Here is a 21,970-nt window from a genome sequence, read left to right as displayed (position 1 = left end):
CCGCCGTTGGCCCCCACATGAGCCATGCGATCGTCTACACCCGATTCGGCGGACCCGAGGTCCTGACCCTCAGCGAGGTGCCCGACCCGGTCGCCGGGGAAGGCGAAATCGTCGTCCGCGTCGAGGCTGCGGGCGTGAACCCGATCGACGCCAAGCTCCGCGGGGGTCTGCGGGCTTCGGACACGATCGGCGAGCCGCGCCACGTCGGATCGGATGCTGCGGGCATCGTGACCGCGGTCGGCTCCGGTGTCGACGGGTTCCGAGCCGGCGACCCGGTCGCACTCAAAGACGTCGAGGGCGCCTACGCCACCGACGTGGTCGTCGCCGCCAAGAACGCGTGGATCCGCCCGCCCGGCGTGTCCGCCGCCGAAGGCGCGGCTCTGGGCATTCCGGTCGGCACGGCCTACCAGACGGTGCGGTCGCTCGATGTCGGCCCCGGCGACACGCTGCTCGTCAACGGCGGCTCGGGCGCCGTCGGCCAGGCCATCGTGCAGTTCGCCGTCGCTTGGGGCGCCACGGTGGTGGCCACCGCCTCGCCGCGGCGATTCGCGCGGATCGAAGCGCTCGGCGCGATTCCGGTCGCCTACGGAGACGGTCTCGCCGACCGCGTACGCGCCGCCGCGCCGGGCGGCGTGACGGTCGCGATCGACGCCGCCGGAACAGACGAGGCGATCCTGACGTCGATCGAGCTCGTGCCCGACAAGTCCCGGATCGCAACGATCGTGCGCGGGCGGGATGCTGCGGGCTTCGGCATCCGTGCGTTCGGCGGTGGCTCACCCATCGGTCTGACCCCGCAGCAGTCGGCCTGGCGTGTCGAGGCGGTCCCGGTGGCCCTGGCGCTGCTTGCCGCAGGCGCCTTCTCGATCGAGCTGGGCGACACGTTCCCGCTGGCCGAGGCATCCGCTGCCCATCGCGCCGTCGAAGAGGGCGCGAACGGCAAGATCATCCTGGTGCCGTAACCTCGCTACGCTCGTTCACATGACCGGACTTCGCTGGGGAATCCTCGCCACGGGTGGCATCGCCCACGCTTTCGCCACAGACCTGCGCGCAGCAGGACTCGACCTCGTCGCCGTGGGATCGCGCAGTCAGGAGTCGGCGGATGCCTTCGCCGCCGAGTTCGACATCCCGAGCGCGTACGACTCGTACGAGGCGCTGGCCGCCGACCCCGAGGTGGACATCCTGTACATCTCGACACCGCACCCGCTGCACGTCGAGAACGCCGTGCTCGCGCTGCAGAACGGCACGCACGTGCTCATCGAGAAGCCGATCACCCTGAATGCCGCCGAAGCGGCGCGCATCCGCGATCTCGCCGCCGAGAAGGGCCTGCTCGCAATGGAGGCGATGTGGACGCGCTACCTGCCCCACATGGTGCGCATCCGCGAGATCATCGCGGAAGGCACGCTGGGCGAGATCCGCGCCGTGACAGCCGATCACACCCAGAAGATCACCGCCGACCCCGCCCACCGGCTGAACGCCCTGGAACTCGGCGGCGGAGCGCTCCTGGACCTCGGCATCTACCCCATCTCGTTCACGTGGGACGTTCTGGGTGCGCCGTCGGGCATCCAGGCGTCGGCCCGCTTGCAGGCCACGCGGGCGGATGAGGAGGTCGCGACGATCTTCACCTACCCGGGCGGGCAGATCGCCACCACGCTGTCGTCGTCGCGCGCAGCCGGCCCGAACACGGCGACGATCCTCGGCACCGAGGCGCGCATCGACATCGACCACGTCTGGTACACCCCCACCTCGTTCCGGGTCGTCGCCGCTGACGGCACGGTGCTCGAATCGTACGAATCCGACGTGATCAGCCGAGGGATGCAGTACCAGGCGTTCGCTGCAGAGCGCCTCGTCGCAGAAGGCCGACTGGAGGGCGACATCCTCCCGATCGACGAGTCGGTCGCGATCATGGGCACCCTCGATGAGATCCGCCGGCAGATCGGTGTGCGGTACCCGGGCGAGTGACGGGCCCCGGCGGATGAGCCGGTCGGGCGGGTGACACACTGGAACCATGCCAGACACTCAGAGCGGCCGCGTCGCCGTCTACCTCGACTTCGACAACATCGTGATGTCGTGGTACGACCGCGTGCACGGTCGGAACTCCTATGCGCGTGATCGGCAGCGCATCGCGGAGAACCCCACCGAACCCGAGATCGCCGAGCGCCTCGCGGCCGCGTCGATCGACGTCGGCGCGATCATCGATTTCGCCGCGTCGTTCGGCACGCTCGTGCTCACCCGCGCCTACGCCGACTGGTCATCGCCGGTCAACGCGATCTATCGCACGCAGCTGGTCGGCCGCGCCGTCGATCTCGTGCAGCTCTTCCCCGCCGCGGCGTACGCGAAGAACGGCGCCGACATCCGCCTCGCGGTCGACACGGTCGAAGACATGTTCCGGCTTCCCGACCTCACCCACGTGGTGATCGTGGCCGGCGACTCGGACTACGTGCCCCTGGCCCAGCGCTGCAAGCGGCTCGGCCGCTACGTGATCGGTGTGGGCGTCGCCGGTTCGACCGCGAAGTCGCTGGCCGCCGCGTGCGACGAGTTCGAGGCGTACGACTCGCTCCCCGGGGTCAAGCCGATCGTGCGCGCGCCCGCGAAAGATCAGCATTCCGGCCGCGCGGCGAAGGAGCCCGTGGCGAAAGAAACCGCGTCGAGCGAGCCCACAGACGAGGCTGCCGCGCCGGTGAAGGATGCGCCGAAGACGCGCTCGTCGGGACGACGCACCGGTGCGAAGTCGAAAGCGGATGCTGCGGCCGCCGCCGCGGCCGACTCGGCCATCTCCGCCGACGCGCCGGCCGCCGCAGACGGATCGACCGAACCGGGGAGCGCACCCACCGAACCGGCGAGCGCAACGACAGCCGCCTCTGCCGCCGCCGCGGCCGCACCCGGAACGGCCCTGGCGTTCTCGGGCGCGTCCGACGTCGAGGCATCCCTGGTAGGCGCACTCGACGGCGTCGCACCCAAGCGCACCAATCGTCGGGTGTCGTCCAAAACGCTCGCTGCCGCGGCCGAGGCGGCTGCCGCGACGCCGCTTGTCGAAGAGCCGCAGCCCGACGAACCGGCCGAAGACCCGCAGGAGACGGCCACCGCACTCCTGGATCGGGCGCTGCGCCTGGGGCACGACAAGGACGACGCGGAATGGCTGCACAGCTCGGCGGTCAAGACGCACATGCGCCGAATGGATCCGTCGTTCAGCGAGAAGGCGCTCGGATACCGCTCGTTCTCCGACTTCGTCAAGGCGCGCGAGTCGATCGCCGAACTCGAGGAGACCGGCCACGAGCGGCTGGTGCGGCTCCGGGAGCAGTAGTCGCCGCACTGGGACCGCTCCCGAAGGGGCATGCGACCACTCGGGTGCATAATGGTCTCCACGTCGCGAATGTGACCGTGAACATCCAGCCCCCGAGGTGCCAGTGTCGTCCGATCTCGAGCGCGGCCGCGCGCCGAGCATACGCGATGTCGCGCGCCTGGCGGGCGTGAGCCACCAGACCGTCTCCCGGGTGCTGAACGATCATCACAGCATCCGCGATGAGACGCGTTCGCGCGTGGAACGTGCGATGGAGACCCTCCGCTACAAGCCGAACAGAGCGGCGCGGATGCTGGTCACCAGCCGCAGTCACACCCTCGGTGTGCTGCTCGCCACCGTGGGCGAGTACGGTCCGAGCGCCGCGATCGCGGCGCTCCAGGAGGCCGCCCGCGAGCGCGGCTACATCGTCACGACCGCCAACATTCCCGCAGCGACGCCCGAGGCGATCGCGGACGGCGTGCGGATCCTGCTCGACCAGGGCGTGGAGGGAATCGTCGTCAGCGCGCCGCAGACGCGCACGTTCGACGTCATCGCCGGGATGGAGATCGACGTTCCCTACGTGAGCCTGCAGTCGGTCGGGAGCGATGCGCGATCGGTCGACCCGCACCAGCTCATGGGGGCCAAAGCCGCCACGGAGCACCTCATCTCGCTCGGCCACACGGGAATCGTGCATCTCGCCGGGCCCCAGGACTGGATCGAGGCCGATGCGCGGATGCGCGGATTCCTCGAGGCGGTCTCGGATGCCGACCTGCCAACGATGCCGCCGATCGCCGGCGACTGGACGGCCGACTTCGGGTACTTCGCCGGGTACGAGCTGCTGCGGCGACGCGATTTCACCGCGGTGTTCGCGGCGAACGACCTCATGGCGATCGGTCTACTGCATGCATTCCGGGATGCCGGGCTCGACGTCCCGGGGGATGTGAGCGTCGTCGGGTTCGATGACATTCCGATCGCCGCACACGTGTGGCCGCCGCTGTCGACGATCCATCAGGACTTCGGAATGCTCGGTCGCCGTGCTGTCGCGACCCTCCTCGGCGAACCCGCTCCGGAGCACGATTGGGTAGCCACCAGCCTGGTCATGCGGGGCTCGACCGCGCCGCCGCGGGCGGGCTGAAGCGGCGCGCTCGCACCCGAGAACGCCGCTGGGCATATCGTTTCCATCCTGTTATCCCAGAGATTTGACACCGGCGTCTCAGGAGAGCACCATGACTCAATGTGAACGGTCACACGTTCGCCCCCTGAACCCCGAGTACCACCCGACAACGGAGTCCGCCCGTGAGTGAGCCCAGCGCAACGCCCATCCTCGAGATGCGCTCCATCACGAAAGAGTTCCCCGGAGTCAAGGCTCTCGATCACGTTTCGATTACGGTCCACGCCGGCGAGATCCACGCGATCTGCGGCGAGAACGGCGCGGGCAAGTCCACGCTCATGAAGGTGCTCTCCGGGGTCTACCCCTACGGCACCTACAGCGGCGACATCTGGTTCCGCGGAGAGACGGTCGAATTCCGCGACATTCGGGCCAGCGAGCAGGCCGGCATCGCGATCATCCACCAGGAGCTCGCGCTCATCCCCGAGCTATCGATCGCCGAGAACATCTTCCTGGGCAATGAGATCGAGAAGCGCGGCGTGATCGATTGGCCCGACACGCGGACCCGGGCCGTCGACCTCCTCGCGCGCGTCGGCCTGAACGACGACCCCGAGACGCAGATCAAGACGATCGGCGTGGGCAAGCAGCAGCTCGTCGAGATCGCCAAGGCGCTCGCGAAGGACGTCAAGCTGCTCATCCTCGACGAGCCCACCGCCGCGCTGAACGAAGACGACTCGCAGCACCTGCTCGACCTCATCCTGGGGCTCAAGAGCAAGGGCATCGCGTCGATCATGATCAGCCACAAGCTGAATGAGATCGAGCAGATCGCCGACTCGATCACGATCATCCGCGACGGTCGCACGATCGAGACCCTCGACGTCAGTGCCGGCGGCGTCGACGAGGACCGCATCATCCGCGGCATGGTCGGCCGATCGCTCGAGAGCCGCTATCCCGACCGCACCGCACACATCGGCGAGGTGTTCTTCGAGGTCCGCGACTGGACGGTGCGTCACCCCCAGGTCCCTGAGCGACTCGTTGCGAAGCACTCGAACCTCGTCGTTCGTCGCGGTGAGATCGTGGGGCTCGCCGGGCTCATGGGCGCAGGCCGCACCGAGCTGGCGATGAGCATCTTCGGGCGCTCGTACGGAACCTACGAGTCGGGCACGATCATCAAGGACGGCAAGGAGATCGTCCTGCGCAACGTCCAAGCCGCGATCGACGAGGGCCTGGCGTACGTGAGCGAGGATCGCAAGGTCCTGGGGCTCAACCTCCTCGACACCATCAAGCAGTCCATCGTGTCGGCGAAGTTGCGGAAGATCTCGCGCGCCGGGGTCGTCGACCGCGATGCCGAGAACGAGATCTCGGAGGACTATCGCAAGCGCCTCCGCATCAAGACTCCGAACGTCGACGTCGGTGTGTCGAAGCTCTCGGGCGGCAACCAGCAGAAGGTGGTCCTCGCCAAGTGGATGTTCACCGACCCCGATCTGCTCATCCTCGATGAGCCCACCCGCGGTATCGACGTGGGCGCCAAGTACGAGATCTACACGATCATCCAGAACCTCGCGGCGCAGGGCAAGGGCGTGATCCTCATCTCGAGCGAACTGCCCGAACTGCTGGGCATCACCGACCGGATCTACACCATCTTCGAGGGGCAGATCACCGATGACATCCCCACGGCGACCGCGACGGCCGAGAACCTCATGCGCAGCATGACATCCACCCGACAGAAGGCACAGGCATGACCGACACGACCCCCACCTCCAAGCGGGGCGGATTCTCCGACATCAGGAAGATGTTCGGCGGCAGCTCGTCGAGCGCGCGCCAGTTCGGCATCCTCGCGTCGCTGATCGTGATCATCCTGTTCTTCCAGTTGATGACGAACGGGCTGACGCTGTCGTCGGTCAACCTGATCAACGTCGTGAATCAGTACTCGTACATCCTGATCCTCGCGATCGGCATGGTGATGGTCATCATCATGGGCCACATCGACCTCTCGGTCGGATCGGTCGCCGCGTTCGTCGGCATCGTCGTGGCCAAGTCGATGATCGATTGGCACCTGCCCTGGTACCTCGCGATCGTGCTGGGCCTGGTGGTGGGCGCTCTGGTCGGCGCCTGGCAGGGTTTCTGGGTGGCGTTCGTCGGGGTGCCCGCGTTCATCGTGACGCTGGCCGGCATGCTCATCTTCCGCGGGCTCAACCAGGTCGTGGGCCAGTCCACGACTACTCCTGTCCCGATCGAATTCGGCGTGATCGGCGCGGGCTATCTCCCCGAGCTTCCGCTGCCGTTCGACTTCAACTTCCTCACGATGCTCCTCGGTGTGCTCAGCGTCGCGTGGATCGTCTACTACGAGATCCGCCTCCGACGTCGTCAGCACAAGACCGGCTCCGAGGCGGCGCCGCTGTGGGTGTCGATCACCAAGGTCGTCGTGCTGTCGGCCGCGATCCTTTTCGTCGCGTGGCTGTTCGCGACCGGTCGCGCCGGTACGAGCTTCCCGATCTCGGGCATCATCCTCGTGGTGCTGGTCGGCCTCTACTCGTTCATCACGAACCGCACCGTCTTCGGCCGCCACATCTACGCGGTCGGTGGCAACCGACTCGCCGCGACACTGTCGGGTGTGAAGGATCGCTGGATCGACTTCTTCGTCATGATGAACATGTCGGTGCTCGCAGCCCTGGCCGGAATGATCTTCGTCGCCCGTTCCACGGCCTCCGGTCCGCAGGACGGTAACGGCTGGGAGCTCGATGCGATCTCGGCGGTGTTCATCGGTGGTGCGGCCGTGTCCGGCGGTATCGGCACGGTGATCGGCGCCATCATCGGTGGTCTGGTCATGGCCTTCCTGAACAACGGCCTGCAGTTGCTGGGCACCGGCGCCGACCTGGTGTCGATCATCAGGGGCCTCGTCCTCCTCGGTGCCGTCGCCGTCGATGTCCTCAGCAAGCGCCGGGGCGGCCCCTCGATCATCGGGTTCCTGATGTCGCGGCGTCGAAAGACCGACGGCTTCCCGGATATCCCGGAAGTCGTTCCATCGAGCTCTAACGAGTCGAGCCAGCCGGCCGATCTCCGAAGGCGCTAGAAGCTTCACAATTCCCAACCAAGAGAAGAAAGTGATGGATCAATGAAGAAGATCGCTCTTGCCGCAGCAGCACTCACTGCTGTGGCCGCGCTCGCCCTCGCCGGATGCTCGTCGTCCAGCGGCGGCCGAAGCGATGAAGCATCGACCGCAGCAGCGGCCGGGTTCGCTGCCGATTCCAAGATCGGCATCGCCCTGCCCGACAAGACGTCGGAGAACTGGGTGCTCGCAGGTGGACTGTTCGAGTCCAGCCTGAAGGACGCCGGGTTCGGCGCCGATGTTCAGTACGCACCCGCGTCGAACACCGTTGCCGAGCAGCAGAACCAGATCTCGGCCATGGTCACCAACGGCGCGAAGGTCATCGTCATCGGTGCGAAGGACGGCAAGCAGCTGGGTACTCAGCTGCAGCAGGCCCACGACGCCGGCGTCACGATCATCGCGTACGACCGCCTGATCGAGAACACCCCGAACGTCGACTACTACGTCGCGTTCGACAACCACAAGGTCGGCGAGCTGCAGGGTCAGGCCCTGCTCGACGGTCTCGCGGCACGCAGCGGCCACGCTGCGCCGTGGAACATCGAGCTGTTCTCGGGTTCCCCGGATGACGCGAACTCCGCCGTGTTCTTCGACGGCGCCATGTCGGTGCTCCAGCCCAAGATCGACGACGGAACGCTCGTCGTCGTCTCGGGTCAGAAGGACATCCAGCAGACCGCAACGCAGGGCTGGAAGGCTGAGAACGCGCAGAGCCGGATGGACTCGCTCCTCGCAGCCAACTACACCGCCGCCACGATCGACGGTGTGCTGTCCCCGAACGACACTCTTGCCCGCGCCATCCTCACCTCGGCGAAGCAGGCCGGCAAGGACGTCTCGACCTTCACGGTCACCGGTCAGGATTCCGAGGCCGAGTCGGTCAAGTCGATCATGGCCGGCGAGCAGTACTCGACGATCAACAAGGACACGTCGCTGCTTGTCGCCCAGACCATCAAGATGATCCAGTCCCTCCAGGAGGGCAAGGCTCCTGAGGTCAACGACACCACGCAGTACAACAACGGTGTCAAGGTCGTCCCGGCCTACCTGCTGCCGCCCGTCATCGTGACGAAGGCGAACGCGGCCGAGGCATACGCCAACAACCCGAACCTGCTCTCGATCGTCAAGGCCGCTGGCTGATCCGATCGACTGGTTCGCCAGAGGGGTCCCGCGCAAGCGGGGCCCCTCTTTGTCGTTCCTGATCGGCGAGCGGATACCGCGAGCCGGGCACTCAGCGCTTCAGGCCGGTACTCCGCGGTGCTGTCGACCAGAGCGCCCATGCGACCAGCAGCGGCTGGAAGAAGAGGCGCACCAACCGCTTCGTGTCGGTGTCGAGCCCGAAGCCGTCGCGCCGCTTCGTGTACTGCTCGATGTTGCCGGGGAAGACCGCGACGAAGAATCCGGCCAGGATCGCGCCGATCCGCCGGCGCTCTTTCGGGAACACGACCAGCGCCGCGCCGAGCATGATCTCCACAGCGCCGGAGGCGACCACGACGCCGTCCTTGTCGATCGGGAGGAGCTCCGTCGTCCAGTCGGGCACTTGCGCCTGGAACTCCTTGCGGCCCCAGAACAGGTGGGTGAGCCCCGCGAAGACGAGTCCGGACGCGAGCAGCCAGCGAGTGAAGTTCTTCATGGGCTCAGTCAACCGGCACGTCTCGGGCTCGTCCAGTCCGGGGCCGCCGCTCGAGCATGCGCTCCCGTCAGCCGAGCATCGCCCGCAGCGTCTGAATCGTGTCGGCGTCGCGCGGCAGCTTGTCGTCGCGGTAGGCCTTGACCCGCGCGAACCGCAGCGCGATCCCACCGGGGTATCGGGTCGAACGCTGCACGCCGTCGATCGCGATCTCGACGACGATGAGCGGCTCGATGTAGACCGTCGAGGCGGTGCGCCGGGTCTCCAGCTGCGGGAACCGTTCGGTCTGCCACCGCAGCAGCTCATCCGTGAGCCCCTTGAACGTCTTGCCGACCATCACGAAACCGCCGGGTTCGCCGAACTCGCCGGTCGGATCGAGCGCGCCGAGGTGCAGGTTCGAGAGCAGCCCCGTGCGCCTGCCCGACCCCCATTCGGCGGCCAGCACGACCAGGTCGTAGGTGTGCACCGGCTTGACCTTGATCCAGCTCTTGCCGCGTCGACCGGCGGTGTACGGCGAGTCGAGCGCCTTGACCACCACGCCTTCGTGGCGGGCGGCCAGAGCTTCGCGCGACAGCTGCTCCGCGGCATCCGCATCAGAGGTCCGGATGCCCGGCATCCGGAACCCGCCCGCGATCCGCTCGAGTTCGTCGAGCCGCACCGACAGCGGCTCGTCGATGAGATCCCGGCCGTCGACGTGGAGCACGTCGAAGAACCACGGCTGCAGCGCGATCGCCCGCGCCGTCTCGGATCCGAACCTCGACATCGTGTCTTGGAAGGGGCGGGGGCCGCCGTCCTCGTCGAGCGAGAGCGTCTCGCCGTCGAGGATCAGCCGGTCGGCGGGAAAGGCGCGCACGACCTCGACGAGCTCAGGCACGCGATGGGTGATGTCGGCGAGGTTGCGTGTGAACACGCGCACCTCGTCGCCGTCGCGGTGCACCTGGATCCGAGCGCCGTCGAGCTTGTACTCGACCGAGGCCGCGCCGGTGACGGCGATCGCATCGCCCGCGGACGCCGCCGTCGAGGCGAGCATCGGCAGGACGGGGCGACCCACGACCAAACCGACGGCGTCGAGTTCTTCGGGCGAACCCGTCAGGGCGATGACCGCGGTCGCGCCGAGGTCGCCCGAGAGCATCGCTGCGCGGCGGACGGATGCCGTCGGCCGCTGCGATGCGGTGACGATGCCGTCCAGCAGCACACCCTCGAGTGCGCCGGTGCGCAGCTCGCCGAGGAGCACGCGCGACACGAACGACCACTCTGCAGAGGTCGCCCGGCCCGCGAACTCGCACAGGAGTTCGCTGCGCGTCGCCGCCGACCCGGCTCCGGATGCCGCCACCAGCCGGTCGAGGAAGGCGTCGGTGTCTGCGACGGTGAGCGTGGGCGTCTCGGCGTGCGAGACCTCGAGCGAGGCCAGCCCCCGCCAGCCGACGCCGACCCGCCCCTGGCGGGGTGCGGCGAGAAGGTACCCCACCGCCGGGGCGATCTCTTCGGTCTCCAACCGCTGCAGCAGCGCGGCGAGCGCGGCCGATTTCGCCGTGCGCGACGATGTGGACCCCACCAGATCGGACGTCGTCACGAGCTCAGCCAACAGCATCCCCGCAGTCTCCCACCGACCGCCGACATCGCGACCCGTCGTCCCATGTCGCCGCGTGTCGCCCGATGTCGCCCGGGCGACCCGTTGTCCGGGCCTCCGCAACTACCCGAGAAACCACATCCGCGACGAGACATCACGCGGCACGTGTCGTCTCAGCGCCGATATGGTTTCTCGCGCACTCGGGCTCGGTCACTCGGGCTCCGTCGCCCAGGGCTAGGCGCCAGGGCTCAGGCGTACAGCCGCGACACTGCTCCGACGCCGGCCAGGAACGCGTTCAGGTCCGGTTCGCCGTCGCGCGGCTGGAGGATGACGGCGGTGGCTCCTGCGTCGAAGAACGGCGCGACGGCCGCTGCCACCTCCTCGGGGGCGCCGGCGACGACCAGCGCCGGGTCGACCTCGCCCTTCGTCCGCTGGAGCTGGTCGATGACAGCGGTGCGGGCCTCTTCGCCTCCGAAGGCGGCGATCACGAAAACCACGAGTTCGTGCGACCCGGCGCGTCCGGCCGCGGTCCGCCCCTCGAGGGCGAGCGCGAGCGTGCGTGCGACGCGATCCGGGCTGCTCCCGTCCGGGAGGATCGTGCCGTCGGCGACCTCGCCCGTCAGGCGCACGGTCTTGGGTCCCTCCCCCGCTGCCATGACGACCGGAGCCTGAGCGGGCGGCCAGTCGAGCCGCACCTGATCGAGCGACACGTAGCGCCCCGCGAACGTGACCTCTTCGCCCGCGAGCAGCGACCGCAGCGCCGGTACGTACTCGCGCATGAGGGTGAGCGGCGAGGCGACGCGTGCCCCGATCTGACCCATCCACGACAGCACTCCGTGGCCGACACCGGGGATGAGCCGGCCGGGGAAGAGTCGCTCCATAGTCGCGATCTCCATCGCCAGCGCCGCGACGTTGCGGAACGGCATGGGGGCGACCCCGATGCCGATCTTGAGTCGCTCGGTCCAGGCGAGGGCGGCGGATGCTGCGGCGAACGCCGACTCGCGGAAGCAGTCCTCCCAGAGCCACAGCTCGGGCACGCCCTCGGCCTCGGCGGCCTGCGCGGCGCCGCGGAGCGCCTCGGGCGGGAAGGAGGGAGTGAAGATCGCACCGATGCGTGGCATCCGTCCACTCTGCCATGGCCTCCAGACCCCCGAGAAACCACATCCGCGACGAGACATCACGCGTCACGTGTCGTCTCAGCGCCGATGTGGTTTCTCGCGCCCGCGCCCGCTCGGGCTCACGCGCGGGCGCGGGCTCAGGCACGCGCGGGCGCGGGCTCAGGAGCCGGCCCACAGGGCCCACGCGACGAGGAGAGGCTGCAGGAAGAGCCGGCCGAAACGCGACATGTCGGTGCGCATCATCGGGGCGGGCCTGCCGGTGAGCCACTGGTGGACGTTGCCCGGGAACACCGCGACGAAGAACCCCGCGGTCAGCGCGCCGACCCGTGCCCGCTCGGCGGGGAGCGCCACGAGCGCCGCGCCCAGCGCGATCTCGACCGCCCCCGACGCGACGACGATCGCGTCCTTATCGAGGTGCGACTGCCGGACCGCCCAGTCGGGCACCGCGATACGGAAGCCGCGGCGACCCCAGAACAGGTGCGAGAGTCCCGTATACACGAGAAAGCCGGCGAGGACGACGCGGGCGATGACCCGCACGGCTTCGGATGCTGGGGAACGGCGCCGACGACGGTGGTGGCGGCTCATCGGCTCATCCTGTCAGCTCGCATCCAGCGCACGGCGGGCGGCCTCGATGAACTCGAGATGCTCATCGAGCGTGTCGGATGCCGTGATCACCCGGAGAACGAGTTCGTCGACGCTCTGCGTGTAGGCGGCGACTCCTGCCGCCAGATCCTCATCGGGGGCGGGGAGGACCGTGGCTAGCGGGTCCATGCCGAGCCGGGCGAAGTTCGCCGCGTAGGCGGGATAGGTCGCGTAGCGGCGCGCCTCTTCGTCGCGTCGCGCGATCGCGCGGGGGTCGACGGCCGTGCGCGCGTAGAGGGCGACGTGACCGGCGCCCTGGGGTGCAGCATCCCGAAGCTGTCGCGCCTGCTCTGCCGCGCGTGCGGGCGTAAGCCAGCTCAGCAGCGCGCCGTCCGCGTGTTCTGCCGCCAGGGCACGCATCTTGGGGCCGAGTGCACCGACGAGAACCCGCGCACCGGTTTCCGCCGTGAGCTGTCGCACCTGCTCGCCGACCAGGTCGAGCGCGCCGACGCGGGTGCTCCCGGCGCCGATGCCCAGAATCAAGCGATCCTCAGGGAGCCCGAGCCGCTGCACGGCGGCGACGATCTCGGCGGCGGGGCGGCGATCCACCGGGATCACGCCCGTCGCGAGCACGAGGTGCTCGGTCGATGCGGCGGCCGCCGCCAGCACGGCGAGCGAATCGGAGCCGGGCGTGTCGTTCACCCAGAGCCCGCGGAATCCCGCGCGCTCGGCAGCCTCCGCGACCGCGGCACCCGCCTCCGGTCCGAGGGATCCGGCGATGCCGATCGACACCACGCCGTGTTGTTCTGTCATCCTCCGAGCATCCCACGCCGCACCTCTGGTCGTCGCAATGCACCCTCGACCGTCGCAATGCACCCTCGACCGTCGCAATGCACCCTCGACCGAGGGTGCATTGCGGGAATCGAGGGGCATTGCGGCCGTTCCAGGTGCACTGCGGAGCCCGGTGTGCTCTCACGTCATCCCGGCTCTCGCGCTAGCGTGGGGCGGTGATCGATGCGGATGCTGCGGACCGGCTGATCCTCGACGAGTCGGCGTCGGCACGCGCGACGACTCCGCCGGGTGCATTCGTCGTGATCGGCGACGAATCAGGAGCCCTCACGCGCGCCGTGCTCGGCGATGGAGCAGGCCACGTGCGCGTGCACCAGGATTCCGTCACGGCCGAATGGACGCTGCGGGATGCCGTCGCCGACCCGGACCGCGCCCGCTCACTGGGGCTCGACCCCGCGCTCGTGACGGATGCCGGCACGGTGCTGGTGCGACTCCCCCGGTCGCTCGATGCGCTGCGCGATATCGCCGGTCTCATCGCCGCGCACGCGCGCCCGGATGTCGTCGTCTTCGCCGGCGGCCGGATCAAGCACATGTCGCTCACGATGAACGACGTGCTGCGCGAGTACTTCACGACCGTGGACGTGACCCACGCGCGCCAGAAGTCGCGGGTGCTGATCGCGCGCGGCCCCCACGACGGCGCCGATCCCATGCCCCGTACCGCCCGCCACAACCTGCCCGGCCTCTCCGAACCGATCGTCGTCTCGGCCCTGGGCGGGGTGTTCGCGGGCACCTCGATCGATATCGGCACCCGGTTCCTCATCGAGAACCTTCCCGGACGGCTCCCGGAAGGCGGCGACGTCGTCGACCTCGCGTGCGGCACCGGCGTCGTCGCCGTGTGGCTGGCGCTCCAGCATCCCGACATCACGGTGCTTGCGACCGACCGGTCGTCGGCCGCGGTCACCTCGGCCCGCGCCACGGCGGCAGCGAACGGCATCGCCGAGCGGGTGCAGGTCGTCCGAGACGACGGACTCGCGAGTCGCCCAGACGGCAGCGCGGCGTTCATCGCGCTGAATCCGCCGTTCCACGAGGGGGCTGCTGTCGACGAGCGGCTCGCGTTCTGGCTGTTCGCCGATGCGGCACGCGCCCTGCGGCCGGGGGGCGAGCTGTGGACGGTGTGGAACTCGCCGCTCGCCTATCGCTCCGCGCTCGAGCGCATCGTCGGACCGACCCGCCAGGTCGCCCGCAACGCGAAGTTCACCGTCGCGGCATCGACCCGCCGCTGACCCCCAGCCCAACCGACCCACCGACCCGCCGCTGACCCCCAACCGACCCGCTGCCGAACCGCTGCCGCCGACAGAACAGAAGACACCTGCACGCACGCGAAGGCGCCGCCGGGAATCCCGACGGCGCCTTGCGCGGAACGACGAACCTACGCGGCCTGCGCCACGTCGACGAGCGTGGTGCGGACGACGAGCGCACCGGCGACAGCATCCACCGTCACCGACCCGCCGTCCACGAGCTCACCGCTGACGAACAGGTCGGCGATGCGGTCGTCGACCTCACGCTGGATCACACGGCGGAGCGGTCGCGCACCGTACTCGGGCTCGTAGCCGTTCTCGGCGACCCAATCGATCGCCGACGCCGTCACCTCGAGCTCGACGTCGCGCTTGGCGAGGCGGGCGCGGGTCGCACCGAGCAGCAGCCCCACGATCTCGCGCAGCTGATCGACGGCGAGCTTGCGGAACAGGACGATCTCGTCGATGCGGTTGAGGAACTCGGGCCGCATCGCCTCGCGCAGCTTGCCCATCACGCGATCGCGCAGATCCTTGTCGCTGCCGAACCCGGTCGCTCCGCCGCCGTCGGCGATGAAGCCGATGGCGCCTGAGCGCGACGCGAGGAACTCGCTGCCGAGGTTCGAGGTCATCACGATCACGGTGTTGCGGAAATCGACCGTGCGCCCCTGCCCGTCGGTCAGACGCCCGTCGTCGAGCACCTGCAGCAGCAGGTTGAACACGTCGGGGTGGGCCTTCTCGATCTCGTCGAACAGCACGATCGAGTAGGGGTTGCGCCGCACGCGCTCGGTGAGCTGCCCGGCCTCGTCGTACCCCACGTATCCCGGAGGGGCACCCACCAGGCGCGACACGGTGTGCCGCTCGCCGAACTCGCTCATGTCGAAGCGGATTACGGCCGTGTCGTCGTCGAAGAGCGACCCGGCGAGCGCCTTGGCGAGCTCGGTCTTGCCGACACCCGTGGGGCCCAGGAACAGGAACGATCCGACCGGTCGGTGCGAGTCGCCCATGCCGGTGCGGTTGCGGCGCACGGCCTTGGCGACAGCGGTGACCGCGTCATCCTGTCCGATCACGCGGGCGTGCAGTTCGTCCTCGAGAAGGGCGAGACGGTCGCGCTCGGTCTCGGTGAGGCGATTGACCGGGATGCCGGTGGCCCGGCTGATCACGGCGGCGATCTGCGCTTCATCGACCACAGCATCGGCAGACGCGACGGTCTCTGAGCCTGTCGAAGGGCCGCCGGACGTCGCCGCCTCCAGCCGCGTCTGCACGTCCGCGATCGCGTCGCGGATGCGCGACGCCTCCTCGTAGTGCTCCCCAGAGACCGCGGCGTTCTTGTCGGCCTCGAGGGTGGCGAGTTCGGCGACGAGCGCACCGACATCGACGGTCATGCCGAGGCGCAGCCGCAGCCGCGCGCCCGCCTGGTCGATCAGGTCGATCGCCTTGTCGGGCAGCACACGGTCGCTGAGGTAGCGATCCGACAGCTCCACCGCAGCGCGCAGCGCGTCGTCGGTGTAGGTGACGGCGTGGTGATCCTCATACGCCGAGCGCAGTCCGCGCAGGATCAGCACGGCGTTCTGCACCGACGGCTCGCCGACCCGCACGGGCTGGAAGCGGCGCTCGAGCGCGGGATCCTTCTCGATGACGCGGTACTCCTTGAGCGTCGTCGCACCCACCAGGTGCAGCTCGCCGCGCGCGAGACGCGGCTTGAGGATGTTGCCGGCATCCATCGCGCCTTCGCCGCCGCCACCGGCGCCCACGACGGTGTGCACTTCGTCGATGAACATGATGAGCTCGCCCTTGTGGGCGGCGACCTCGTCCATCGTGCTCGTGAGGCGCTCCTCGAAATCTCCGCGGTACCGGGTGCCGGCGAGCATCGCCGGCAGGTCGAGCGCGATCACGCGCTTGCCGCGCAGCTGCTCGGGCACGGTGCCGGCGACGATGGCCTGGGCCAGGCCCTCGACGATCGCGGTCTTTCCGACGCCGGCCTCGCCGACCAGCACGGGGTTGTTCTTCGTGCGACGGCTCAAGATCTCGATGGTCTGCTCGATCTCGTCGAGACGCCCGATCACCGGGTCGAGCTCGCCGGCCATGGCACGGGCGGTCAGGTCGGTTCCGAAACGATCGAGCATCGGAGTCTCGGATGCCGCGGCATCCGTCTTCTCCTCGTTCGAGGTGGCTCCGCTCGGCGTGACCGTCTCTCGGGCGCCCTGGGTGAGGGCCTCGGCGGTGACGCCGGCCTGAGCCAGCACCTGGCCGGCCGGGGAATCCTGCGCGATGACGAGCGCGAAGAAGAGGTGCTCGGGGTCGACGTAGGTCGAGCCCGACGCCCGAGCCACCTGGTAGGCGTGGAACAGCGCGCGCTGCACCGACGGCGCGATCATCGCCCCGTCGAGCTCGGCAGGATCGGTGGGCGCAGGGAGGCGCTCTTCGACGGCACGCACGATGGCACGCGGGTCTGCGCCGACGCGGCGTACCGCGTCGTCGGCGGGCGCCTCCTGCACGATCACGCGCAGCACGTGGAGCGCGTCGAGCTCACGCTGGCCACGCTCGAGGGCGAATCGCCCCGCGTTCTGCAGGATCGACTGCGTACGACTGCTCAAGAACCTGCTGAGGTCGATCGAGCGCGCCTCGCGGGCGCGCTCACCGGCCATGTAGCGGGCCAGGAACTCATCGAACGCACCGGCGCCGTTCTCGTCGCTCTGGGGGGTGAAGTCTTCGGGCACGAGTCCTCCTCATGAAACTTGAGTGCCAAGGCATCAAGTTTATGAACTTGAGCGCCTCTGTATCAACTTCAACACCCAGTCTCACGGAGTATTCCGAGCAAGTCGGCTCCGCAAATCGACTCGGGCAAATCGGCTCGGAAGAGAATCAGCGCTTCGCGGGCTGCGGTGCGGGCGCCTGCAGCGCGCGGATCAGGCTGGCCGAGTCATACGGGCCTCTGTGCCGTATCCCGTTGACGAAGAATGTGGGAGTCGCATGCAGATCCATGAGCTCGGCATCGAGCCGGTCGTCTTGGATGCGCCGGAGCACGGACGGCGAGCCGAAGTCGGAGGCGAACCTGTCGCCGTCGAGCCCGAGCTGCTCCGCGTAGCGGCAGAGGTCATCGGTCTCGAGTGCGTCCTGGTGCGCGAACAGCTTCCTGGCCATCTCCAAGAACTTGCCCTGCAGGGCCGCAGCCTCGGCCGCCTGCGCCGCCTCTTGCGCGTGCGGGTGCGGGGCGTCGAGAGGAAGGTGCCGCCAGACCCAGAGCACATCGTCGCCGAAGTACTCGACGACCGCATCGACCGATCCGGTCGCACGGCTGCAGAACGGGCACTCGAAATCGCCGTACTCGACGATCTTGTACGGCGCATCGATCCGTCCGCGGAGGTGGTCGCGAGTCGGGTCGATCGGGCGGGCGAGCTTGGCCCCGATCGCCTGCGGCGGCCGCAATCGATCCCCGATCGAGAGGACCGCCCACCCCAGGAAGAAGGCGGTGACGGATGCTGCGAGCACGCCGACCCGCGCGAGGTCCTGCGTGTGCGGGTCGGCGATCGCGATCGGCACGATGAAGAGCGAGATGGTGAAACCGATGCCCGACAGCGTGGCTCCGCCCGCAATCCGGTTCATTCCGAGTCCCGGCGCGAGCTGCCCCCTGCCGAGCGCGCGCATGAGGGCGGTCGCGCCGGTGATGCCGACGAACTTGCCGACCACCAACCCGACGACGATTCCCCAGCTCACCGGCGAGGCCAACGCCTCCAGGAGCACCTGACCGTCGAGCTTCACGCCCGCGTTGGCAAGGGCGAAGAACGGGAGGACGCCGTAGGCGATGTACGGACGCCATCCGTTGTCGATCCGCTCGTTGATCGACAACGAGTCGCGCAGGCTCCGGGTGACCGCCGCTGCGTACATCGGATTCGGCGACTCGCGGAAGGCCTGCGACAGCTCGGCCGTGCGCTCGACGTCGCCGCGGCGCGGCGAGAACACGGGAATCAGCAGCGCCACCGCGACACCGGCGAGCGTCGGGTGGATACCGGCGAGCAGCACCGCGATCCACAGCGCGATGCCGAGGACCGTATAGGTGAAGCCGCGTCCTTCCGGCAGGAAGCGCACCAGAGCGATCAGCACCATGATCACGATCGCCGCGAGAGAGGGCCACAGGCTGATCCCGCTGGAGTAGAAGAGCGCGATCACCAGCAGCGCGCCGATGTCGTCGACCACGGCGAGCGTGAGGAGGAACGTGCGCAAGCGGGACGGGTATTTCGGGCCGATGATCGCGAGCGCGCCGATCAGGAAAGCGGTGTCGGTGGAGATGACGATGCCCCAGGCCTGCGCGTGGCCGGTCGAGGCGGTGAACGACACGAAGATCAGCGCGGGGACGATAAGGCCCGCGACGGCCGCCACGATGGGCACGGCTGCACGCGATCGGTCGGTCAGTTCTCCGATCGTGAGCTGCCGTTTGACCTCGAGCCCGACGAGGAAGAAGAAGAAGGCCATGAGACCTTCGTTGACGAACTGGTGCAGCGTGAACACGCCCGCCCAGTCGCCGATCGAGAGCCCGATCGGCATCGACCAGAACTCGTCGTAGGTGTCGCCGGGCAGGTTGGCCCACAGCATGGCGATCGCGGTGCCCACGAGCATCAGAGCGGCTGACAACTGGTCGCCGCCGGGCGCTTTCCTCTTCTTCTTCGACGCCGAGGGGTCGGGCTGCGGACGCGCCGGCAGGAGCGAGGTGCTGGTCACGCCTCCATCCTGGTGCCTCCGGGTGATGATCGGGGCGATCTGTCGCTAGGGTGAACCCGACGGAAGGGGTTCGCATGTCCTTCATCACCCGGGGGTTCACCGGTCGGCGGCGGGAACGCAATCCGCGCCTGCCACCAGGTCAGACCCTCGCCCCCGATTGGCCGGTCCTGTCCGCCGGCCCGACGCCGCGCATCTCGACGGACGAGTGGGAGTTCACGCTCACCACGGAGAACGGCACCCACCGCTGGTCATGGGATGAGCTGCGCGCCCTCGGAATCGAAGACATCAGCGCCGACATCCACTGCGTCACGCACTGGTCGAAGCTCGAGATGCCGTGGCGGGGCGTATCGCTGGACACGATCTTCGCGCAGGTGCAGACCCATCACGGCTTCGTCATGGCGCACTCCTACGGCGGCTACACCACCAACGTTCCGCTGAACGACCTGCTCGGCGGGAAGAGCTGGATCGCGTTCGAGGCCGACGGCGCGCCGCTCGACCCGGAGCACGGTGGGCCCGCACGCCTGCTCGTCCCCCACCTGTACTTCTGGAAGAGCGCGAAGTGGATCCGGGGCCTCGTGACGATGCCGCGCGATGACCCGGGCTTCTGGGAGCAGAACGGCTACCACCTGCACGGCGATCCGTGGAAAGAGGAGCGCTACTGGTGACACCACCACGGGGCTCGCAGCTACCCGCTGCCCCTCGCCGCTCCGCAGCGTGGCATGCCGCCACCGTGGTGGCAGCCGTGCCCGAGACCTCCAGTGCGCGCCGGATCACCCTCGAGGTGCCGACCTGGCCGGGCAATGATGCCGGGGCGCACATCGACGTCCGCCTCACCGCGCCGGACGGCTACCAGGCGTCGCGCTCGTACTCCCTCGCGTCATCGGGCGAGGGCACGCAGGTCGTGCTGGCCGTAGACGAAGTACCCGACGGAGAGGTATCGCCTTTCCTCGTGCACGATCTCCAGGTCGGCGATCGGCTCGAACTTCACGGGCCCCTGGGCGCGTTCTTCATCTGGCAGCCCGGCGGCGACCCCCGGCCGGTCCAGCTGATCGCCGGCGGCTCGGGCGTCGTGCCGCTCTACGCGATCGCCGAGGCGCACGCGCGAGCCGGCAACGAGAGCCCCTTCCGGCTGCTGTATTCGGTGCGCACTCCCGACGACGTCTTCTTCCGCCGCGAACTCTCCGCCCTCGCCCCCTCCGCCGTCGAGGTCGACTACGTCTACACGCGGCAGGCACCAGCGGGGTGGGCGGGGGTCACGGGTCGGGTGACACGTGAGCGACTCGACACAGCGGTGTGGGCCGCAGCATCCGATCCTCTCGTCTATGTGTGCGGGCCGACGACCTTCGTCGAGACCGTCGCCGATTGGCTGACGGCGGCAGGACACCGCGGGTCATCCATCCGCACCGAGCGATTCGGAGGCGCATGATGAGCCCTATACGTGCCGGGCACCTCGACGGCAACGCCCTGGCCGGCGTCCTCGCCGACGCCCTCGGTGCAGACCTCACCGCCCGCGAGGCGCGGTGCCTGCACTGCGGCACGGTCGACGTGCTCGCGAGAGCCTTGGTCTATGTCTCGGCGATGGGCCTGGTCGCCCGGTGCGCCTCGTGCGAGGGCGTGCTCGCCACCACGGTCCACACCGACGACGGTCGGCGATGGTTCGGGATGCCAGGGGTCGCCGCCCTCGAGATGCCCGCGCCCTGAGGGCTGTGCCTATCGCCCGGCGGGCCGATCAGCGGCCCTGCTCTGGCGCAGACCCGCGCATCGGCTCCTCGTGAAGGCCTTCGAGGGCCCCCGTCAGCTCAGGATCCGCGGCGATCAGCGCAGCGTCGAGCCCGGCGAGGCGCGCGTCGGCCTCGGCGAGCGCCGCCGCACCCTTCTCGGTGACGCGGAGATCGGATGCTGCACCGGCGAGCGCCATCGCATCGGCGACCAGTCCGTCGTCGGCGAGTGAGCGGACGGCGGTGTGGGCAGTCTGCACGGTGATCTGCGATCGGCGGGCCAGCTCGCTGAACGAGATGCCGGGCCTCGCCTGCACGTGCGCGAGCAGACCGTACTTGCGCGTGGTGAGACCCAGGTCACGGAGGGCGGCGTTCAGCTGAGCATCCCACACCGCCGACACGGTCAGCAGCGCGATGACCGGGCTGAAGGGGGGTCGCTCTGTGGCCACTTCGCCTCCTGCCCCTTTTTCTGCATCCGTTTCGCGCGTGCCTGCCCATGTTAGTCACCGGGGAACGGCCGGCGGATGTCGGGGCCCGCGCGTAGCGTGTGATCTACGCGAAAGCTCGAGGGAGAGAACGATGGATTGGAAGATCGAGCTCATCTTCGTCCCGGTGACGGACGTCGACAGGGCCAAGGAGTTCTACGAGCGGATCGGTTTCCATGCCGATTTCGACCAGGTGCCCTTCGACGGACTGCGCTTCGTGCAGATGACTCCCCCGGGTTCGGCGTGCTCGATCGCGTTCGGCGAGGGCCTGGGCATCACGCTCGAGCCCGGGAAGCAGAACACGATCCAGGTGGTCGTGCCGGACGCAGACGAGGCTCTGGCACACCTGCACGCGATGCGAGCCGAGGCAGAGGGCGTCGACGAGCAGGCGTGGGGCAGATTCGTCACGTTCGCCGATCCCGACGGCAACAGGTGGACGCTGCAGGAGCTGCCCAAGCGCGACTGAGGCTCGCTGCCGACGTCCCGGCTCCGATTGCGGAGATCGAGTAGGCGCGCCAGCGCCGCACCCCTGCGGAGATCGAGTAGGCGCGCCAGCGCCGCACCCCTGCGGAGATCGAGTAGGCG

General features: G+C 68.8%; 20 protein-coding genes and 1 pseudogene. 13 read left to right on the top strand and 8 right to left on the bottom strand.

The genetic code is table 11. The features are described 5' to 3' along the window. Positions 1-17 precede the first annotated feature (17 nt). The 8 genes and pseudogenes from ACFE6Z_RS00425 to ACFE6Z_RS00390 all read left to right on the top strand — a co-directional run bounded on the left by ACFE6Z_RS00425 (position 18) and on the right by ACFE6Z_RS00390 (position 8,622). Positions 18-959, top strand: coding sequence for an NADP-dependent oxidoreductase (locus ACFE6Z_RS00425; RefSeq protein ID WP_375383727.1), 942 nt, complete (start codon positions 18-20; stop codon positions 957-959). A 19-nt stretch (positions 960-978) separates the two neighbouring features. Further along, positions 979-1,959, top strand: a complete 981-nt coding sequence (locus ACFE6Z_RS00420) for a Gfo/Idh/MocA family protein (RefSeq protein ID WP_375383726.1) — start codon at positions 979-981, stop codon at positions 1,957-1,959. A gap of 46 nt (positions 1,960-2,005) precedes the next feature. Then, positions 2,006-2,566 (top strand): annotated as a pseudogene (locus tag ACFE6Z_RS00415) (NYN domain-containing protein); the annotation flags it as partial. Positions 2,567-2,575: 9 nt separating this feature from the next. After that, the gene (locus ACFE6Z_RS00410) at positions 2,576-3,301 is read left to right on the top strand and encodes an OST-HTH/LOTUS domain-containing protein (protein ID WP_375384613.1); all 726 of its coding nucleotides are present in this window, start codon (positions 2,576-2,578) and stop codon (positions 3,299-3,301) included. Positions 3,302-3,404: 103 nt separating this feature from the next. Beyond that, a complete protein-coding gene (locus tag ACFE6Z_RS00405) occupies positions 3,405-4,412 on the top strand; it encodes a LacI family DNA-binding transcriptional regulator (RefSeq protein ID WP_375383725.1) in 1,008 nt (335 codons plus the stop codon). A 194-nt stretch (positions 4,413-4,606) separates the two neighbouring features. Further along, positions 4,607-6,127 (top strand): multiple monosaccharide ABC transporter ATP-binding protein, encoded by a 1,521-nt coding sequence (mmsA, locus tag ACFE6Z_RS00400; protein WP_375384612.1) that lies wholly within the window; start codon positions 4,607-4,609, stop codon positions 6,125-6,127. Beyond that, positions 6,124-7,458, top strand: a complete 1,335-nt coding sequence (gene mmsB, locus ACFE6Z_RS00395; protein WP_375383724.1) for a multiple monosaccharide ABC transporter permease — start codon at positions 6,124-6,126, stop codon at positions 7,456-7,458. The genes mmsA and mmsB overlap by 4 nt, the downstream gene beginning before the upstream one ends. 42 nt (positions 7,459-7,500) lie before the next feature. After that, positions 7,501-8,622, top strand: coding sequence for a substrate-binding domain-containing protein (locus ACFE6Z_RS00390; protein WP_375383723.1), 1,122 nt, complete (start codon positions 7,501-7,503; stop codon positions 8,620-8,622). Between the two features lie 91 nt (positions 8,623-8,713). On the opposite strand, the gene ACFE6Z_RS00385 is transcribed toward ACFE6Z_RS00390, so the two are convergent. From ACFE6Z_RS00385 to ACFE6Z_RS00365, 5 genes are all read right to left on the bottom strand, one after another. Beyond that, a complete protein-coding gene (locus ACFE6Z_RS00385; protein WP_375383722.1) occupies positions 8,714-9,115 on the bottom strand; it encodes a hypothetical protein in 402 nt (133 codons plus the stop codon). A 67-nt stretch (positions 9,116-9,182) separates the two neighbouring features. Then, positions 9,183-10,703, bottom strand: coding sequence for an ATP-dependent DNA ligase (locus tag ACFE6Z_RS00380; protein WP_375383721.1), 1,521 nt, complete (start codon positions 10,701-10,703; stop codon positions 9,183-9,185). Positions 10,704-10,930: 227 nt separating this feature from the next. Next, the gene (locus ACFE6Z_RS00375) at positions 10,931-11,803 is read right to left on the bottom strand and encodes an LLM class flavin-dependent oxidoreductase (RefSeq protein ID WP_375383720.1); all 873 of its coding nucleotides are present in this window, start codon (positions 11,801-11,803) and stop codon (positions 10,931-10,933) included. 156 nt (positions 11,804-11,959) lie between these two features. Further along, complete coding sequence (locus ACFE6Z_RS00370) at positions 11,960-12,385, bottom strand: hypothetical protein (protein ID WP_375383719.1); 426 nt, start codon at positions 12,383-12,385, stop codon at positions 11,960-11,962. 12 nt (positions 12,386-12,397) lie between these two features. Further along, positions 12,398-13,195 (bottom strand): LLM class flavin-dependent oxidoreductase, encoded by a 798-nt coding sequence (locus ACFE6Z_RS00365; protein WP_375383718.1) that lies wholly within the window; start codon positions 13,193-13,195, stop codon positions 12,398-12,400. 194 nt (positions 13,196-13,389) lie between these two features. Between ACFE6Z_RS00365 and ACFE6Z_RS00360 the strand changes: the two genes are divergently transcribed. Further along, on the top strand, positions 13,390-14,454 hold the full coding sequence (locus tag ACFE6Z_RS00360; RefSeq protein WP_375383717.1) for a class I SAM-dependent methyltransferase: 1,065 nt from the start codon (positions 13,390-13,392) through the stop codon (positions 14,452-14,454). A 146-nt stretch (positions 14,455-14,600) separates the two neighbouring features. Here the strand turns inward: ACFE6Z_RS00360 and ACFE6Z_RS00355 are convergent, their stop codons facing one another. Continuing rightward, complete coding sequence (locus ACFE6Z_RS00355; RefSeq protein WP_375383716.1) at positions 14,601-17,183, bottom strand: ATP-dependent Clp protease ATP-binding subunit; 2,583 nt, start codon at positions 17,181-17,183, stop codon at positions 14,601-14,603. A gap of 145 nt (positions 17,184-17,328) precedes the next feature. After that, on the bottom strand, positions 17,329-19,182 hold the full coding sequence (gene nhaA, locus ACFE6Z_RS00350; protein ID WP_375383715.1) for a Na+/H+ antiporter NhaA: 1,854 nt from the start codon (positions 19,180-19,182) through the stop codon (positions 17,329-17,331). A gap of 74 nt (positions 19,183-19,256) precedes the next feature. Between nhaA and ACFE6Z_RS00345 the strand changes: the two genes are divergently transcribed. The 3 genes from ACFE6Z_RS00345 to ACFE6Z_RS00335 are packed head-to-tail and all read left to right on the top strand — an operon-like array spanning position 19,257 to position 20,883. Further along, a complete protein-coding gene (locus ACFE6Z_RS00345; RefSeq protein WP_375383714.1) occupies positions 19,257-19,847 on the top strand; it encodes a molybdopterin-dependent oxidoreductase in 591 nt (196 codons plus the stop codon). After that, on the top strand, positions 19,844-20,608 hold the full coding sequence (locus ACFE6Z_RS00340; RefSeq protein WP_375383713.1) for an FAD-binding oxidoreductase: 765 nt from the start codon (positions 19,844-19,846) through the stop codon (positions 20,606-20,608). Before ACFE6Z_RS00345 ends, ACFE6Z_RS00340 begins: the two co-directional genes overlap by 4 nt. Continuing rightward, positions 20,605-20,883, top strand: coding sequence for a DUF6510 family protein (locus ACFE6Z_RS00335; RefSeq protein WP_375383712.1), 279 nt, complete (start codon positions 20,605-20,607; stop codon positions 20,881-20,883). Before ACFE6Z_RS00340 ends, ACFE6Z_RS00335 begins: the two co-directional genes overlap by 4 nt. Positions 20,884-20,911: 28 nt before the next feature. Here the strand turns inward: ACFE6Z_RS00335 and ACFE6Z_RS00330 are convergent, their stop codons facing one another. Next, positions 20,912-21,349, bottom strand: coding sequence for a MarR family winged helix-turn-helix transcriptional regulator (locus ACFE6Z_RS00330; RefSeq protein ID WP_375383711.1), 438 nt, complete (start codon positions 21,347-21,349; stop codon positions 20,912-20,914). Between ACFE6Z_RS00330 and ACFE6Z_RS00325 the strand changes: the two genes are divergently transcribed. Then, complete coding sequence (locus tag ACFE6Z_RS00325) at positions 21,315-21,851, top strand: GNAT family N-acetyltransferase (protein ID WP_375383710.1); 537 nt, start codon at positions 21,315-21,317, stop codon at positions 21,849-21,851. The genes ACFE6Z_RS00330 and ACFE6Z_RS00325 overlap by 35 nt on opposite strands. The last annotated feature ends 119 nt before the right edge of the window (positions 21,852-21,970 follow it).

This window comes from uncultured Microbacterium sp., from assembly GCF_964244775.1.
Taxonomy (GTDB): Bacteria; Actinomycetota; Actinomycetes; order Actinomycetales; family Microbacteriaceae; genus Microbacterium.
Note: the sequence above shows the minus strand (reverse complement) of the source record. Positions and strands in the feature narration are given on the sequence as shown.

Coding starts and splice junctions, on each gene's coding strand:
- ACFE6Z_RS00385 (WP_375383722.1), bottom strand. CDS start 9,115: ATGAAGAACTTCACTCGCTGGCTGCTCGCGTCCGGACTCGTCTTCGCG.
- ACFE6Z_RS00375 (WP_375383720.1), bottom strand. CDS start 11,803: ATGCCACGCATCGGTGCGATCTTCACTCCCTCCTTCCCGCCCGAGGCG.
- ACFE6Z_RS00390 (WP_375383723.1), top strand. CDS start 7,501: ATGAAGAAGATCGCTCTTGCCGCAGCAGCACTCACTGCTGTGGCCGCG.
- ACFE6Z_RS00345 (WP_375383714.1), top strand. CDS start 19,257: ATGTCCTTCATCACCCGGGGGTTCACCGGTCGGCGGCGGGAACGCAAT.
- ACFE6Z_RS00335 (WP_375383712.1), top strand. CDS start 20,605: ATGATGAGCCCTATACGTGCCGGGCACCTCGACGGCAACGCCCTGGCC.
- ACFE6Z_RS00370 (WP_375383719.1), bottom strand. CDS start 12,385: ATGAGCCGCCACCACCGTCGTCGGCGCCGTTCCCCAGCATCCGAAGCC.
- mmsA (WP_375384612.1), top strand. CDS start 4,607: ATGCGCTCCATCACGAAAGAGTTCCCCGGAGTCAAGGCTCTCGATCAC.
- ACFE6Z_RS00420 (WP_375383726.1), top strand. CDS start 979: ATGACCGGACTTCGCTGGGGAATCCTCGCCACGGGTGGCATCGCCCAC.
- ACFE6Z_RS00380 (WP_375383721.1), bottom strand. CDS start 10,703: ATGCTGTTGGCTGAGCTCGTGACGACGTCCGATCTGGTGGGGTCCACA.
- ACFE6Z_RS00325 (WP_375383710.1), top strand. CDS start 21,315: ATGACCGGGCTGAAGGGGGGTCGCTCTGTGGCCACTTCGCCTCCTGCC.
- mmsB (WP_375383724.1), top strand. CDS start 6,124: ATGACCGACACGACCCCCACCTCCAAGCGGGGCGGATTCTCCGACATC.
- ACFE6Z_RS00425 (WP_375383727.1), top strand. CDS start 18: ATGAGCCATGCGATCGTCTACACCCGATTCGGCGGACCCGAGGTCCTG.
- ACFE6Z_RS00365 (WP_375383718.1), bottom strand. CDS start 13,195: ATGACAGAACAACACGGCGTGGTGTCGATCGGCATCGCCGGATCCCTC.